This window comes from Mesorhizobium sp. NPDC059054, from assembly GCF_042739215.1.
Classification (GTDB): Bacteria; Pseudomonadota; Alphaproteobacteria; order Rhizobiales; family Rhizobiaceae; genus Mesorhizobium.
In genome coordinates this window covers 1-15,903 of record NZ_JBHYHV010000014.1, presented here as the reverse complement: position 1 = coordinate 15,903, position 15,903 = coordinate 1, and the positions used below count along the sequence as shown (strand labels likewise).

Annotated in this window: 8 protein-coding genes, 3 rRNA genes and 1 pseudogene; 10 read left to right on the top strand and 2 right to left on the bottom strand. The window is 65.3% G+C overall.

Annotated features, from left to right (window positions below):
• From ACFWXH_RS31110 to ACFWXH_RS31090, 5 genes are all read left to right on the top strand, one after another.
• A partial coding sequence (locus ACFWXH_RS31110) for an SIS domain-containing protein (protein ID WP_379125292.1) occupies window positions 1-870 on the top strand: 870 nt, incomplete at its 5' end.
• Window positions 871-925: 55 nt separating this feature from the next.
• Entirely contained in the window at window positions 926-2,179 is a 1,254-nt protein-coding gene (gene manA / locus ACFWXH_RS31105; protein ID WP_379125291.1) for a mannose-6-phosphate isomerase, class I, read from the top strand.
• Window positions 2,180-2,266: 87 nt separating this feature from the next.
• Entirely contained in the window at window positions 2,267-3,355 is a 1,089-nt protein-coding gene (locus tag ACFWXH_RS31100) for a cation diffusion facilitator family transporter (protein ID WP_014155918.1), read from the top strand.
• Window positions 3,356-3,617: 262 nt separating this feature from the next.
• A complete protein-coding gene (gene ahcY, locus ACFWXH_RS31095; RefSeq protein ID WP_014155919.1) occupies window positions 3,618-5,075 on the top strand; it encodes an adenosylhomocysteinase in 1,458 nt (485 codons plus the stop codon).
• A 124-nt stretch (window positions 5,076-5,199) separates the two neighbouring features.
• Window positions 5,200-5,832, top strand: coding sequence for a hypothetical protein (locus ACFWXH_RS31090; RefSeq protein ID WP_015577426.1), 633 nt, complete (start codon window positions 5,200-5,202; stop codon window positions 5,830-5,832).
• Between the two features lie 43 nt (window positions 5,833-5,875).
• On the opposite strand, the gene ACFWXH_RS31085 is transcribed toward ACFWXH_RS31090, so the two are convergent.
• Window positions 5,876-6,811 (bottom strand): RDD family protein, encoded by a 936-nt coding sequence (locus ACFWXH_RS31085; protein WP_379125290.1) that lies wholly within the window; start codon window positions 6,809-6,811, stop codon window positions 5,876-5,878.
• Between the two features lie 118 nt (window positions 6,812-6,929).
• Between ACFWXH_RS31085 and ACFWXH_RS31080 the strand changes: the two genes are divergently transcribed.
• The 4 genes from ACFWXH_RS31080 (at window position 6,930) to rrf (ending at window position 13,787) form a co-directional block, all read left to right on the top strand.
• Window positions 6,930-7,937 carry a stage II sporulation protein M gene (locus ACFWXH_RS31080; RefSeq protein ID WP_379125289.1) on the top strand — a complete coding sequence of 336 codons (1,008 nt, stop codon included), beginning with the start codon at window positions 6,930-6,932 and terminating at the stop codon, window positions 7,935-7,937.
• Window positions 7,938-8,639: 702 nt separating this feature from the next.
• Window positions 8,640-10,165 (top strand): 16S ribosomal RNA (locus ACFWXH_RS31075).
• A 300-nt stretch (window positions 10,166-10,465) separates the two neighbouring features.
• Window positions 10,466-13,591, top strand: a 23S ribosomal RNA gene (locus tag ACFWXH_RS31070).
• Window positions 13,592-13,670: 79 nt separating this feature from the next.
• A 5S ribosomal RNA gene (rrf, locus tag ACFWXH_RS31065) occupies window positions 13,671-13,787 on the top strand.
• Together the 16S, 23S and 5S rRNA genes form the textbook arrangement of a ribosomal RNA operon.
• Before the next feature lie 149 nt (window positions 13,788-13,936).
• Here the strand turns inward: rrf and ACFWXH_RS31060 are convergent.
• Window positions 13,937-15,163 carry a hypothetical protein gene (locus ACFWXH_RS31060; RefSeq protein WP_365771621.1) on the bottom strand — a complete coding sequence of 409 codons (1,227 nt, stop codon included), beginning with the start codon at window positions 15,161-15,163 and terminating at the stop codon, window positions 13,937-13,939.
• A gap of 517 nt (window positions 15,164-15,680) precedes the next feature.
• Here ACFWXH_RS31060 and ACFWXH_RS31055 point away from each other — a divergent pair.
• Window positions 15,681-15,903: pseudogene (locus tag ACFWXH_RS31055) on the top strand (hypothetical protein); the annotation flags it as partial.

The following is a 15,903-nucleotide window of genomic DNA, read 5'->3' as shown; positions in this document are numbered from 1 at the left end:
GTCGCGGCGGCCGCCGGAGCGCTGCGCTGGACCCTGCCCGGATGGGCCGGATCAGTGGACCTGCTGCTCATCGCCACGGCCGACGGATCGGAACCCGGCCTCGCGCTCCTCGCCGAGCAGGCGTACCGCCGTGGCTGCACGGTCGTCGCCGTCGCCCCCGTCCGGTCGCCCCTGCGCGAAGCCGTCGACGGGGTCCACGGACTCGTTGTGCCCATGGCGGCCGCCCCGCACGGCGAGTACGACGCCGAGACCTCCGCAGCCGGACCCGGAACCCTCTGGGCCCTGCTCACCCCGCTGCTCGCCCTGCTGGACCGGGTCGGGCTGATCGACGCGTCCCCCGACATGCTCCAGAAGGTCGCCGACCGCCTCGACCGCACCGCCGAGCGCTGCGGGCCGGCCATCGCCACCTACAGCAACCCGGCGAAGACCCTCGCCTCGGAACTCGCCGACAGCCTGCCCCTCCTCTGGACGGAAGGGGACGCCGCAGGCCCGGTCGGGCGCCGGTTCGCCGCCGTCCTGGCCGAGCTCGCCGGCCGTCCCGCCCTCGTGGCCGAACTGCCGGAGGCACTGCCCTCCCACGGCGGGCTGCTCGCCGGAGCGTTCGCCGCGGGAGGCGACCCCGACGACTTCTTCCGGGACCGGGTGGACGAGCCCGAGGCCATGCGGGCCCGTGTCGTCCTCCTCCGCGACCGCCCGACCGGTGGCCTGACCGCCGGCCCGGCCGCCCGTGAACTGGCCCTGAGCCACGACACGGCCATCAGCGAACTCGAACCGGAGGAGGGCAGCGAGCTCGAAGCCCTCGCCGAACTGCTCGCGGTCACCGACTTCGCCGCCGTCTACGCCTCCCTGGCCTCCGACAACCGGGCCTGACGGCCCGCAATCCCCCGGGCACCCAGCCCCGCGCACCACACGAGGACACATCTCCATGGACCGGCTCTCCAACACCGTGCGCCCCTACGCCTGGGGGTCCACCACGGCCATACCCGAACTGCTCGGAACAGCCCCGACCGGCGAACCGCAGGCCGAGATGTGGATGGGAGCCCACCCGGGCGCCCCCTCGCGCCTCACCCGCCCCGCCGCGAGCGGCTCCGCGGGCCCCGCGACCGGCTCAGCGGGCCACGCGAGCGGCTCCGCGGGCCACGCGAGCGGCTCCGCGGGCCCGGCGACCGGTGAACAGACCCTCACGGACGTCATCGACGCCGACCCCGAACGCGAACTCGGCTCCGCCACGGTCCGCACCTTCGGACCCCGCCTCCCCTTCCTGCTCAAGCTGCTCGCGGCCGGCGCACCCCTGTCGCTCCAGGTCCACCCCGACCTCGAACAGGCACAGCAGGGCTACGCCGACGAGGAGCGCCGGGGCGTCCCGCTCGACGCACCCCACCGCACCTACAAGGACGCGAACCACAAGCCCGAACTCATCTGCGCGCTCACGCCCTTCGACGGACTGTGCGGGTTCCGCAGGCCCGCGGAGGCAGCCGACCTCATCGCGGCCCTCGGCGTCGACTCCCTCAAGCCGTACGTGGACCTCCTCCGGGCGAGCCCCGAGGACAGGGCCCTGCGCGAGGTCCTCACGGCGATCCTCACCGCGGACCCCGACGAGATGACGCACACGGTCGCCGAGGCGGCCGAGGCCGCGGAACGCCTCGGCGGCGCGCACGCCCCGTACGCCCAGATCGCCCACCACTACCCCGGCGACCCGGGCGTCATCGCGGCCATGCTGCTGAACCACGTGCAACTCCAGCCCGGCGAGGCCATGTTCCTGGGCGCCGGCGTGCCGCACGCCTACCTCGACGGTCTGGGCGTCGAGATCATGGCCAACTCCGACAACGTGCTGCGCTGCGGTCTGACCCCCAAGCACATCGACGTACCCGAACTGCTGCGCATCGTGCGCTTCGAAGCCACCGAGCCCGCCGTCCTGCGCCCCGAGGCCGCGCCCACCGGCGAAGAGCTCTACGAGACACCGGTCGACGAGTTCCGGCTGTCGCGCTACGTCCTGCCGCCCGGCGGCGCCCCCGTCGACCTCACGGCGGCCACCCCGCAGATCCTGCTCTGCACCGCAGGCGCCCCGCGAGCGGGACAGATCGCCCTCGCGCCCGGCGAATCCGTGTTCGTCCCGGCGGACGAAACAGTCGAAGTCGCCGGTACGGGAACACTCTTCCGCGCGACCGTGGTGGTCTGACGTACGGTCCCCACCGTCGGCTGCAACAATGTCCGGCCGTAACGCGGCGCCCGTGCCGCAGCATCGAGGAAGGGACACCACCCACCCATGAGCGCGTCAGGCGGAACCAAGGCGATCGTGGCGGCACTCGCCGCCAACCTCGCGATCGCAGTGGCCAAATTCGTGGCGTTCCTCTTCAGTGGCTCGTCATCGATGCTGGCGGAGAGCGTCCACTCGCTGGCGGACTCCGGCAACCAGGGCCTCCTGCTGCTCGGCGGCAAGAAGGCCCAGCGCGAGGCGACCCCGCAGCACCCCTTCGGATACGGGCGCGAGCGTTACATCTACGCCTTCCTCGTCTCCATCGTGCTGTTCTCCGTCGGTGGCATGTTCGCCATCTACGAGGGCTACGAGAAGATCAAGCACCCCCACGAGATCGAGGCCTGGTACTGGCCGGTCGGCGTACTGGTCTTCGCGATCATCGCCGAGGGCTTCTCCTTCCGTACGGCCATCGCCGAGTCCAACCAGACCCGGGGCAAGCTGTCCTGGACGCAGTTCGTCCGTCGGGCCAAGGCACCCGAACTCCCGGTCGTCCTCCTCGAGGATCTGGGCGCGCTCGTCGGCCTGATCCTGGCCCTCGGAGGCGTCGGCCTGGCGCTGGGCACCGGAAACGGTGTCTGGGACGGCATCGGCACCCTGTGCATCGGCATCCTCCTGATCGTGATCGCGATCGTTCTCGCCGCCGAGACCAAGTCGCTGCTGCTCGGTGAGGCGGCCGGTGTCGAAGACGTCGAGAAGATCCGGGCCTCGGTCGTCGACGGCGACACCGTGACGCGCATCATCCACATGCGCACCCTCCACCTCGGTCCGGAGGAGCTGCTGGTGGCCGCCAAGATCGCGGTACGGGCGGAGGAGTCCGCCGCGGAGGTCGCGGACGCGATCAACGACGCCGAGAAGCGGATCCGCGAGGCCGTCCCGATCGCCCGTGTGATCTACCTCGAGCCCGACATCTACGACGAGGCCGCCGCCGCGGCCGGCGAGAACCCGGCCAAGGTCCCGGGCGGCCCCGCTTCCCCCGACGGCATCACACCCGGCGGCGACGCGTCGGGCAGCGATGCGTCCGACGTCGACGCGTCCGGCAGCGGTACGTCCCACGGCAGCTCGTCTCCGGGCGGCGCGCCGAAGGAATCCGGCCACTGACCCGCTGAGGATCAGCCCCGAACGGCCCCGTGCCTCACTCCGCCGCCCAGGCGGGCTGGGGCACGCTGGGCCGTTCGGTGTAGATTCGGGGGAGTACCAGACGTCGCTGCTGATGGCGGTCGATCGGTTCGCGGAAGCGGGCCGGCCGAGGGAGAGAGGGCCTCCGACGGACTGCACTGCGGATCGCCCGGGCATTCGTGTGCCCGTGGCCGCCGCAGAGCCAGCCAGCCCACCCTCGACCCACTACGAGGAGCAGCCCGTTATGACGACGGCCGCCAATCGCCAGGACTACAAGGTCGCAGACCTTTCCCTCGCCCCCTTCGGGCGCAAGGAGATCACCCTCGCCGAGCACGAGATGCCCGGCCTGATGTCGATCCGCAAGGAGTACGCCGCCGCGCAGCCGCTGGCCGGCGCCCGGATCACCGGCTCGCTGCACATGACGGTGCAGACCGCGGTGCTCATCGAGACGCTCGTCGCCCTCGGCGCCGAGGTCCGCTGGGCCTCCTGCAACATCTTCTCCACCCAGGACCACGCCGCGGCCGCCATCGCGGTCGGCCCGAACGGCACTCCGGACGCCCCCGCCGGCGTCCCGGTCTTCGCCTGGAAGGGCGAGACCCTGGAGGAGTACTGGTGGTGCACGGAGCAGGCTCTGACCTGGCCCAACACGCCCACCGGCGGTCCGAACATGATCCTCGACGACGGTGGCGACGCCACCCTCCTCGTCCACAAGGGCGTCGAGTTCGAGAAGGCCGGCGAGGCCCCGGACCCGTCGACCGCGGACAGCGAGGAGTACGCGTACATCCTCACCCTGCTGAACCGCACCCTCGGCGAGTCCCCGCAGAAGTGGACCCAGCTGGCGTCCGAGATCCGCGGCGTGACCGAGGAGACCACCACCGGTGTCCACCGCCTCTACGAGATGCACCGTGACGGCACCCTCCTGTTCCCGGCGATCAACGTCAACGACGCGGTCACCAAGTCGAAGTTCGACAACAAGTACGGCTGCCGCCACTCGCTGATCGACGGCATCAACCGCGCCACCGACGTCCTGATCGGCGGCAAGACCGCCGTCGTCTGCGGGTACGGCGACGTCGGCAAGGGCTGCGCCGAGTCGCTCCGCGGCCAGGGCGCCCGGGTGATCATCACGGAGATCGACCCCATCTGTGCCCTGCAGGCCGCGATGGACGGCTACCAGGTCGCGACGCTGGACGACGTGGTGGAGACCGCGGACATCTTCGTCACGACGACGGGCAACAAGGACATCATCATGGCCTCCGACATGGCCCGGATGAAGCACCAGGCCATCGTCGGCAACATCGGCCACTTCGACAACGAGATCGACATGGCCGGTCTGGCCAAGATCGACGGCGTCGTCAAGGACGAGGTCAAGCCGCAGGTCCACACCTGGACGTTCGCGGACGGCAAGGTCCTGATCGTGCTGTCCGAGGGCCGCCTGCTGAACCTCGGCAACGCCACCGGTCACCCCTCGTTCGTCATGTCCAACTCGTTCGCGGACCAGACCCTGGCCCAGATCGAGCTGTTCACCAAGCCCGAGGCGTACCCGACCGATGTCTACGTGCTGCCGAAGCACCTGGACGAGAAGGTCGCCCGCCTCCACCTGGACGCGCTGGGCGTGAAGCTCACGACCCTGCGCCAGGAGCAGGCCGACTACATCGGCGTCCCGGTCGAAGGCCCGTACAAGTCCGACCTCTACCGCTACTGAGCCGGCCGTCGGCCGACGGCCGGCACAGCTCTCAGCAGCAGGTCCGAGCGCAGGCCCCCGCACCCCCGTGTCGGGGGCCTGCCCCGTACCGCACCCGCACAGCCCGAGGAACCCGAAGGACCCCATGCCCCGCGGCCGTTATTCGCTCCACGATGTCCACGACCACACCCCCCTCGGCGAAGAACACTTCCACTGCGCGCCCGGCCCCTCCGGCTGGCGCTACGTCTCCCAGACGACCGGGCCCTCGGGCGCTCACCTGGGTTCCGTCGATCTGGCACTGGACGAACTCGGCCGCCCCATCCGCCTCGAACTGCACGCCGCGAGCTGGCAGATCCGCGGCGCCGCCCTCGACGGGGTCACCTGGGTACGGAACGATCCGACCGGCGCTCACGCCACCGAAGGCAATGTCCGTGCCCACAGCTTCTCCGGCACATCCCCCGCCTTCCTCGTCGCCACCGCCCGGCTCCTGCGCCTCACCCCCGATTCCCCCGCGACCCGCGTCCGTCTGGTCACCTTCACGGACCCGGTTCTCGCCCCCCGCACCGTCGACCAGTCCTGGTCGCTGCTGAACAGTGAAGCGCACGCCACTGACAACGGGCCTCTGATCGTGGACGAGTACCAGGTCAACGCCCTGGACACCGGGGACCAGCACGCCGTGCACATCGCCGGTGACGTGGTGCTGGCGGCTCCGGGCATCGAGCTCGAGCACCTGGAATCACCACCCTCGGCCATGCCCCGCGCGACGCACGAGGGATAGGGGCGCCGGCAGGCCGTGGCCGAGCCGGTGGTGCTGCGCACGCTCAGGCCGGTGGTGCGAACCCTGTCGCTGCCCGCACCTCCGCCCCGTCCCCGCCCGGGGCGGTCGCCGACGGCCTGTCCGGGGCGCCCTGCCGCACCTCTGCCGGACGATCGTCGACCGTGCCCTCGCCGACGGACTCCCGGCGCGCGGGCACGGCCCGGGGCGCCGGGGCCGGGCTGCCGTGGCCGGCCGCAGTGGCCACCCGCCGGACGTCCCGGACCTGTCGCTCGTGCACCACGGCCGCCAGGTAGGCAGCCGAAGGCACCCCCTGAGGCACCGGAACGCCGGTGCGCGCCGCGAGGTCCGTGGACAGCCGCTCGGCCATCGCGCCTCGCACCACCGTGTCCAGCTGGTTCATCCGGGTCAGGTACTGCCGAATCGCCAGCCACAGACCGTCCGGGACACCGGAGAGGTCCAGCTGGGCGAAACGTCCCAGGAGCCAGGGCGGGGGAGGAGGCGCGGCCGCGGCGCGTCCGGCCGGTACGCGTTCGCGGACGACGAGTGTGCCGGCGAACACGTCACCGAGCCGTCGGCCACGCGCGCAGACTAGGGAGGCGATGCTGCCCACCACGCCGAAGGTCCCCAGGATCTCGACCGCGCCCATCGCTCCCCGCACGAGTGCGTGCCGGAAGCGGATCGGACCCCCGTCGTCCCTCACCACGCGAAGCCCGCAAGCGAGCTTTCCGAGCGAACGGCCGTGGCTGAGCGTCTCGACCGCGACCGGCCCGCCCACCAGCACGAGAAGGAACGTGGCGACGGCGATCGCGGCCGTGGCCGCCTCGTCGAGCGTCACGGACGCCACGGCAAGACCGAGGGAGAGCACCACGAAGACCGTCATGAGTACCGCCAGGTCGATGGCGATGGCCAACGCCCGGCTGGGAAGCCGCGCCGGCCTCAACCCCAGTACGACCGCGTCCCCGGTCACGAGCTCATTCATCGCCACCCACCCCTCGCCGCCCTTCACTGCCCCTCGAAGGCACAGTCTGCCAAGCTGACCCGCAGCGCACCGCCGTAGTACGGACCCGTACGCACCATGCCTGGAGCAGCAGCCGACCATGGATCTCGACGTCTTCGTGAACGCCCACCACATCGAGTGGGACCGCCTGGACCATCTTCTGCACCGAGGGCGGAGCCTGACGGGTGAGGAAGCGGACGAACTCGTCGTCCTGTACCAGCGCACCGCAACACACCTGTCCTTGATCCAGTCCAGCACCCCGGACCCCGTGCTGACCGCCCGCCTCACCCAGCTCGTGGCCCGCGCGCGTTCCACGGTCACGGGAACGCGCCGGGCATCGTGGCGTGACGCCGCGCGATTCCTGACGGCAGGCTTCCCCGCGGCGGTCTACCGGTCGCGGCACTGGTGGATACCCACAGCTGTGCTCTCCACCCTTTTGGCGGCCGTCATCGGCTGGTGGATCGGTACTCATCCGGAGGTCCAGGCATCGCTCGCCGCCCCGGAGGACCTGCGCGCCCTGACGCGCCCGGGTGGCGAGTACGAGACGTACTACTCCAGCCACCCGGCTGCGTCCTTCGCCGCGCAGGTCTGGACGAACAACGCTCAGGCGGCCGCCATCTGCCTCGTACTGGGGGCGTTCCTCTGCATACCGGTGATCTGGATCCTCCTCGTCAACGTGCTCAATCTGGCCGTCGGGATCGGGCTGATGTCCTCCGCCGGCCGTCTGGACACCTTCCTCGGGCTCGTACTGCCACACGGGCTGCTCGAACTCACCGCCCTCTTCGTCGCGGCGGGGACAGGCCTGCGGCTCGGCTGGACGGTCATCGACCCGGGCCCACGGACACGGCGCTCGGCCCTGGCCCAGCAGGGACGGGCAGCGATGGGCATGGCCATCGGCCTGGCCCTTGTCCTGTTCGTCTCCGGCGTCATCGAAGGGTTCGTCACCCCGTCAGGACTTCCCACCTGGGCGCGCATCTCCATCGGGATAGCCGCTGAGCTGGCATTTCTCGTGTACGTCTACGTCCTCGGAGGCAGGGCGGCCAGGGCCGGCGACACGGGAGACCTCGAAGCCGAGGGGCGAAGCGCCGAGCTTCCCGCCGCTGCCTGAGAGGCGATGTGCGTTTGAGGCCGCTGACCTGCTAGTCTCCTGGTCGCCCACAAAAAACTGTTGACACAGTCCGCGTGGGGAGGTAGATTTTAACGGTTCCAACGAGCTGGACAGTTCGTGCGGGAACGTCTAAAGTTCAACTCGCTCGTGCACAGGACGTGGTCCTCGCCGAGCCGAACGATTCTTCTTTCTTTCGAGCAAACAGCCGGATTCGCTCCGGCCGAAATGCTTCTGATAAAGTCGGGTCAGCCGAAAGGCAAAGGCCACTCCGCAGGCCGCTGGAATCGAATTCGGACCGGAAACGGAACGGAAAAGAATCTGATAGAGTCGGACTCGCCGGAAAGGGAAACGCGAAAGCGAAGAACTGGAAAGCGAAACAAGCAGTAACCCGCTTCGACCGGGAATCGGACACGAAAGAGTCTGATAGAGTCGGAAACGCAAGAACGAAGGGAAGCGCCCGGAGGGACCCGGTGAAACGGGACCGAAGGAAGCGTCCGTTCCTTGAGAACTCAACAGCGTGCCAAAAGTCAACGCCAGATATGTTGATACCCCGGCCTGCATCGCAGGTTGGTGGTTCCTTTGAAAAGTCCTGCACGGTCCTCGGACCGGGTAGGCAACAACAGCGAGGACGCTGTGAACAACCGGTCATATTCCGACCTGGTTGTTCCGCTCTCGTGTTGTGATCCCGATTACGGGAAAACATTCACGGAGAGTTTGATCCTGGCTCAGGACGAACGCTGGCGGCGTGCTTAACACATGCAAGTCGAACGATGAAGCCCTTCGGGGTGGATTAGTGGCGAACGGGTGAGTAACACGTGGGCAATCTGCCCTTCACTCTGGGACAAGCCCTGGAAACGGGGTCTAATACCGGATAACACTCTGTCCCGCATGGGACGGGGTTAAAAGCTCCGGCGGTGAAGGATGAGCCCGCGGCCTATCAGCTTGTTGGTGGGGTAATGGCCTACCAAGGCGACGACGGGTAGCCGGCCTGAGAGGGCGACCGGCCACACTGGGACTGAGACACGGCCCAGACTCCTACGGGAGGCAGCAGTGGGGAATATTGCACAATGGGCGAAAGCCTGATGCAGCGACGCCGCGTGAGGGATGACGGCCTTCGGGTTGTAAACCTCTTTCAGCAGGGAAGAAGCGAAAGTGACGGTACCTGCAGAAGAAGCGCCGGCTAACTACGTGCCAGCAGCCGCGGTAATACGTAGGGCGCAAGCGTTGTCCGGAATTATTGGGCGTAAAGAGCTCGTAGGCGGCTTGTCACGTCGGATGTGAAAGCCCGGGGCTTAACCCCGGGTCTGCATTCGATACGGGCTAGCTAGAGTGTGGTAGGGGAGATCGGAATTCCTGGTGTAGCGGTGAAATGCGCAGATATCAGGAGGAACACCGGTGGCGAAGGCGGATCTCTGGGCCATTACTGACGCTGAGGAGCGAAAGCGTGGGGAGCGAACAGGATTAGATACCCTGGTAGTCCACGCCGTAAACGTTGGGAACTAGGTGTTGGCGACATTCCACGTCGTCGGTGCCGCAGCTAACGCATTAAGTTCCCCGCCTGGGGAGTACGGCCGCAAGGCTAAAACTCAAAGGAATTGACGGGGGCCCGCACAAGCAGCGGAGCATGTGGCTTAATTCGACGCAACGCGAAGAACCTTACCAAGGCTTGACATATACCGGAAAGCATCAGAGATGGTGCCCCCCTTGTGGTCGGTATACAGGTGGTGCATGGCTGTCGTCAGCTCGTGTCGTGAGATGTTGGGTTAAGTCCCGCAACGAGCGCAACCCTTGTTCTGTGTTGCCAGCATGCCCTTCGGGGTGATGGGGACTCACAGGAGACTGCCGGGGTCAACTCGGAGGAAGGTGGGGACGACGTCAAGTCATCATGCCCCTTATGTCTTGGGCTGCACACGTGCTACAATGGCCGGTACAATGAGCTGCGATGCCGCGAGGCGGAGCGAATCTCAAAAAGCCGGTCTCAGTTCGGATTGGGGTCTGCAACTCGACCCCATGAAGTCGGAGTTGCTAGTAATCGCAGATCAGCATTGCTGCGGTGAATACGTTCCCGGGCCTTGTACACACCGCCCGTCACGTCACGAAAGTCGGTAACACCCGAAGCCGGTGGCCCAACCCCTTGTGGGAGGGAGCTGTCGAAGGTGGGACTGGCGATTGGGACGAAGTCGTAACAAGGTAGCCGTACCGGAAGGTGCGGCTGGATCACCTCCTTTCTAAGGAGCATCTAGATTCCGCAAGGAATCCAGAGCCACTACGTCGGCAAATGTTCGACGGTGGTTGCTCATGGGTGGAACGTTGACTATTCGGCACGACAGGTAACTCACTGCTAGTACTGCTTCGGCGTGGAACGTGGTGAGGGATCGGTCGGGTCGGGCACGCTGTTGGGTATCTGAAGGTACGGGCTCGTTGAGTCTGGATCTTCGGTTGCCGGCCCCAGTGCACTCACCTGTAAGGGTGGGGTGATGGGTGGCTGGTCGTTGTTTGAGAACTGCACAGTGGACGCGAGCATCTGTGGCCAAGTTTTTAAGGGCGCACGGTGGATGCCTTGGCACCAGGAACCGATGAAGGACGTGGGAGGCCACGATAGTCCCCGGGGAGCTGTCAACCAAGCTTTGATCCGGGGGTTTCCGAATGGGGAAACCCGGCAGTCGTCATGGGCTGTCACCCGCTGCTGAACACATAGGCAGTGTGGAGGGAACGAGGGGAAGTGAAACATCTCAGTACCCTCAGGAAGAGAAAACAACCGTGATTCCGGGAGTAGTGGCGAGCGAAACCGGATGAGGCCAAACCGTATGCGTGTGATACCCGGCAGGGGTTGCGCATGCGGGGTTGTGGGAGTTCTCTTGATCAATCTGCCGATTGGTCGGCAAGTCAGAAACCGTTGGTGTAGGCGAAGGACATGCGAAAGGTCCGGCGTAGAGGGTAAGACCCCCGTAGCTGAAACATCAACGGCTTGCTTGAGAACCACCCAAGTAGCACGGGGCCCGAGAAATCCCGTGTGAATCTGGCGGGACCACCCGCTAAGCCTAAATATTCCCTGGTGACCGATAGCGGATAGTACCGTGAGGGAATGGTGAAAAGTACCGCGGGAGCGGAGTGAAATAGTACCTGAAACCGTGTGCCTACAAGCCGTGGGAGCGTCGCGCATCGAGCTTGCTCGGTGCGTCGTGACTGCGTGCCTTTTGAAGAATGAGCCTGCGAGTTAGCGGTGTGTAGCGAGGTTAACCCGTGTGGGGAAGCCGTAGCGAAAGCGAGTCCGAATAGGGCGATTGAGTTGCACGCTCTAGACCCGAAGCGGAGTGATCTAGCCATGGGCAGGTTGAAGCGGAGGTAAGACTTCGTGGAGGACCGAACCCACCAGGGTTGAAAACCTGGGGGATGACCTGTGGTTAGGGGTGAAAGGCCAATCAAACTCCGTGATAGCTGGTTCTCCCCGAAATGCATTTAGGTGCAGCGTCGTGTGTTTCTTGCCGGAGGTAGAGCACTGGATAGGCGATGGGCCCTACCGGGTTACTGACCTTAGCCAAACTCCGAATGCCGGTAAGTGAGAGCACGGCAGTGAGACTGTGGGGGATAAGCTCCATGGTCGAGAGGGAAACAGCCCAGAGCATCGACTAAGGCCCCTAAGCGTACGCTAAGTGGGAAAGGATGTGGAGTCGCAGAGACAACCAGGAGGTTGGCTTAGAAGCAGCCACCCTTGAAAGAGTGCGTAATAGCTCACTGGTCAAGTGATTCCGCGCCGACAATGTAGCGGGGCTCAAGCGTACCGCCGAAGTCGTGTCATTCACACATATAGGGCCAACGCCTGTGTGGATGGGTAGGGGAGCGTCGTGTGCCGGGTGAAGCAGCCGCGGAAGCGAGTTGTGGACGGTTCACGAGTGAGAATGCAGGCATGAGTAGCGATACACACGTGAGAAACGTGTGCGCCGATTGACTAAGGGTTCCTGGGTCAAGCTGATCTGCCCAGGGTAAGTCGGGACCTAAGGCGAGGCCGACAGGCGTAGTCGATGGACAACCGGTTGATATTCCGGTACCCGCTTTGAAACGCCCAATACTGAATCAGGCGATGCTAAGTCCGTGAAGCCGGCCCGATCTCTTCGGAGTTGAGGGTAGTGGTGGAGCCGACGAACCAGACTTGTACTAGGTAAGCGATGGGGTGACGCAGGAAGGTAGTCCAGCCCGGGCGGTGGTTGTCCCGGGGTAAGGGTGTAGGACGCACGGTAGGCAAATCCGTCGTGCATATAAGTCTGAGACCTGATGCCGAGCCGATTGTGGTGAAGTGGATGATCCTATGCTGTCGAGAAAAGCCTCTAGCGAGTTTCATGGCGGCCCGTACCCTAAACCGACTCAGGTAGTCAGGTAGAGAATACCGAGGCGTTCGGGTGAACTATGGTTAAGGAACTCGGCAAAATGCCCCCGTAACTTCGGGAGAAGGGGGGCCATCACTGGTGATCCGATTTACTCGGTGAGCTGGGGGTGGCCGCAGAGACCAGCGAGAAGCGACTGTTTACTAAAAACACAGGTCCGTGCGAAGCCGTAAGGCGATGTATACGGACTGACGCCTGCCCGGTGCTGGAACGTTAAGGGGACCGGTTAGCTGACTTTCGGGTCGGCGAAGCTGAGAACTTAAGCGCCAGTAAACGGCGGTGGTAACTATAACCATCCTAAGGTAGCGAAATTCCTTGTCGGGTAAGTTCCGACCTGCACGAATGGCGTAACGACTTCTCGACTGTCTCAACCATAGGCCCGGTGAAATTGCACTACGAGTAAAGATGCTCGTTTCGCGCAGCAGGACGGAAAGACCCCGGGACCTTTACTATAGTTTGATATTGGTGTTCGGTTCGGCTTGTGTAGGATAGGTGGGAGACTTTGAAGCGGCCACGCCAGTGGTTGTGGAGTCGTCGTTGAAATACCACTCTGGTCGTGCTGGATGTCTAACCTGGGTCCGTGATCCGGATCAGGGACAGTGTCTGATGGGTAGTTTAACTGGGGCGGTTGCCTCCTAAAGAGTAACGGAGGCGCCCAAAGGTTCCCTCAGCCTGGTTGGCAATCAGGTGTTGAGTGTAAGTGCACAAGGGAGCTTGACTGTGAGACCGACGGGTCGAGCAGGGACGAAAGTCGGGACTAGTGATCCGGCAGTGGCTTGTGGAAGCGCTGTCGCTCAACGGATAAAAGGTACCCCGGGGATAACAGGCTGATCTTCCCCAAGAGTCCATATCGACGGGATGGTTTGGCACCTCGATGTCGGCTCGTCGCATCCTGGGGCTGGAGTCGGTCCCAAGGGTTGGGCTGTTCGCCCATTAAAGCGGTACGCGAGCTGGGTTTAGAACGTCGTGAGACAGTTCGGTCCCTATCCGCTGTGCGCGTAGGAATATTGAGAAGGGCTGTCCCTAGTACGAGAGGACCGGGACGGACGAACCTCTGGTGTGCCAGTTGTCCTGCCAAGGGCATGGCTGGTTGGCTACGTTCGGAAAGGATAACCGCTGAAAGCATCTAAGCGGGAAGCCTGCTTCGAGATGAGTATTCCCACCACCTTGAGTGGTTAAGGCTCCCAGTAGACGACTGGGTTGATAGGCCAGATGTGGAAGCCCGGTAACGGGTGGAGCTGACTGGTACTAATAGGCCGAGGGCTTGTCCTCAGTTGCTCGCGTCCACTGTGTTAGTTCTGAAATAACGAACGGCCGTGTTGTGTTCCGGTGTTGGTTAATTTCATAGTGTTTCGGTGGTCATTGCGTTAGGGAAACGCCCGGTTACATTCCGAACCCGGAAGCTAAGCCTTTCAGCGCCGATGGTACTGCAGGGGGGACCCTGTGGGAGAGTAGGACGCCGCCGAACAATTATTCCGGGAAAGCCCCGTGCCCTTGTGGCACGGGGCTTTTCTGCGTTCCGGGACCTTTTCGGGCGTGAACAGCGGGGCCGGACATAAGCACACTGTCCGGCCCCGCTGTTGCACCGTCTGCTTCATGAGGCCGCTCACGCGTCCGTCAGTCGGGCAGGCGCTCCAGGAGCCACGTGCAGAGCTCCTCGGTGACCTTGGTGTGGCGTTCGTTCTGCGACGCGCAGAGGAAGTCGTCGACCTGGGCCTCGTCGGGCGGCAGGGAGTCGATGTCCGCGTACAGGTCCTTGTGGGTGTCGAGCCCGCGGATGGCGACCGCGCTCACCGCCGGCACGAAGCAGTGGTCCTTGACCGGGTTCTCGACGCCGAGGCCGATGATCTTGTTGAGCGCGGCTGCGAGGATCTGGAAGCTTTCGAGAGTGCCGCCAGGGGCGCCGTCGATGTCCGGGAGGCGCTCGGCGAGGACCTCGTTCTTCTGGAGCGAGACGACGCGGAGCTTCGCCGCGAGCGTGTCGCTTCCCGTGGGCGTGGTGCGCAGGTCGGTGCCGACGATGCCGAGACCCTTGCCCTTGACCGCTGTCGTGCCCGGGTCGATGCCGTTGCCCGTGCCGTTGCCGGCACCGTTGGCGACTGCGAGGATCCGCGGGATCCTCGGCCAGCCGCCGACCTTCTCCAGTTCGTCGAGGAACTCGGTGCGCAGCGGGCTGACGCCCGGCTTGTCCGACCAGTTCTCGATGTGCTGCCACAGCAGCTGCTGCGCGGCCGGGCTGTTCATCTGGTCGGAGAAGCGGCTGTCCAGCTTACGGATGTAGTGCGCGAACGCCTGGAGGGACAGGGGGATGTGGGCCCCGTTGTGCGGGCTGTCGTACGAGAAGTACACGCCGACCTGGTGGTCGATGCGCTGCATCTCCATCCTGGCGAGCGCGTAGCGGGTCACCAGTCCGCCCATACTGAAGCCGCCGACCATCAGGCGGTTGCTGCCGAGCCGTTCGGCGACGGCCCGGTGGATCGCGGCTGTGGCCGCTTGCGCGTTCTCGAGGATCGACGCGCTGCGTTCGTCGAAACCGATCAGGACGACATCGCGTCCTCGCCGGCGCAGTTCGCTGATCAGTGGGTACGCGGAGTTCTCCAGGCCGGACCAGAGGTCGTCCAGCGAACTCGGTCCGCTGTTGAAGCCGTCGGCCATGAGGACCGGCCGGACGATTCCCTGGTTGCGCTCTCCGTAGTAGACCCAGGCCGTGCCGCCCGGGAGCGGCCATGTGTCGTCGGGCGAGGGCGCGTGTGTGACCTGCTCCTGAGGTGGAGTGGCGGCCAGCACGATGGGTGCGGCGGCCTCGAACGCGTCGGTGACTTCGCGCTCGGTGGGTTCGGACATGCAGCTCTCCTGACATGGGACGGAGATCGGGACGCGGCGCCGGCCCTCGGCACCGTCGCCATCCTGGAGCAGCCGATCCATGGGGTGCCGATCTTGGACGGGGAATCACTCGTATGGAGGCGCCGACGCGTTCACCAGGGGTGATGCACGAACGAACGGCTGACGTCCACCGGCAGCGGCGTGCGGTCTCGGTGTGCTTCCGTGGCCGTCTCGTCGCCGGGTGCGGCGGACAGGTGGTGGGCGTATGCGTCCAGGAGCCGGCGGGTGACGGCTCGGAGGGCATCGGGGCCGCTTCACGGCATGTGGTGTTCCTCACAGCGAAACCACAGCAAGTGAAGGCAACTGCGTCCTTTCGTCTTTTCTGTCCGCCCGGGGGGCGTTGTTCCGGTTGAGGAGGGTGAAGAACTCGTGACGGTGTACAGCTACTCCGGCTCTACGATCACTTCGAGTCGCACCTGCGTGCCCCATTTCCGCTGTGCTGCGACCCCTTCTTCTTTCCGGACCTCGAAGGGCTCACGTGAAGATCCGCCGAATACTTGCCACAGCTGTTGCCGCCGCAGTGACCACGCCTGCCCTCATGCTGTCGGTCACCCCCGCGTTTGCCGATGAGAAGCCCGCGTCGCAGACGCAGGAGAAGCCGTCCATCGCTGAGTTGGAGAAGGCCGCCGCAGCGGCCAAGGCCGTGTACGACGACGCTGTGGCGGCCGAGAAGGCCGCCTACGCGGCTGTCGAGGCCGTCA

What these genes read in the sequence shown, in the direction of transcription:
- ACFWXH_RS31100 (WP_014155918.1), top strand. Translation starts at nt 2,267, where the DNA reads ATGAGCGCGTCAGGCGGAACCAAGGCGATCGTGGCGGCACTCGCCGCC.
- ACFWXH_RS31080 (WP_379125289.1), top strand. Translation starts at nt 6,930, where the DNA reads ATGGATCTCGACGTCTTCGTGAACGCCCACCACATCGAGTGGGACCGC.
- manA (WP_379125291.1), top strand. Translation starts at nt 926, where the DNA reads ATGGACCGGCTCTCCAACACCGTGCGCCCCTACGCCTGGGGGTCCACC.
- ACFWXH_RS31060 (WP_365771621.1), bottom strand. Translation starts at nt 15,163, where the DNA reads ATGTCCGAACCCACCGAGCGCGAAGTCACCGACGCGTTCGAGGCCGCC.
- ahcY (WP_014155919.1), top strand. Translation starts at nt 3,618, where the DNA reads ATGACGACGGCCGCCAATCGCCAGGACTACAAGGTCGCAGACCTTTCC.
- ACFWXH_RS31090 (WP_015577426.1), top strand. Translation starts at nt 5,200, where the DNA reads ATGCCCCGCGGCCGTTATTCGCTCCACGATGTCCACGACCACACCCCC.
- ACFWXH_RS31085 (WP_379125290.1), bottom strand. Translation starts at nt 6,811, where the DNA reads ATGAATGAGCTCGTGACCGGGGACGCGGTCGTACTGGGGTTGAGGCCG.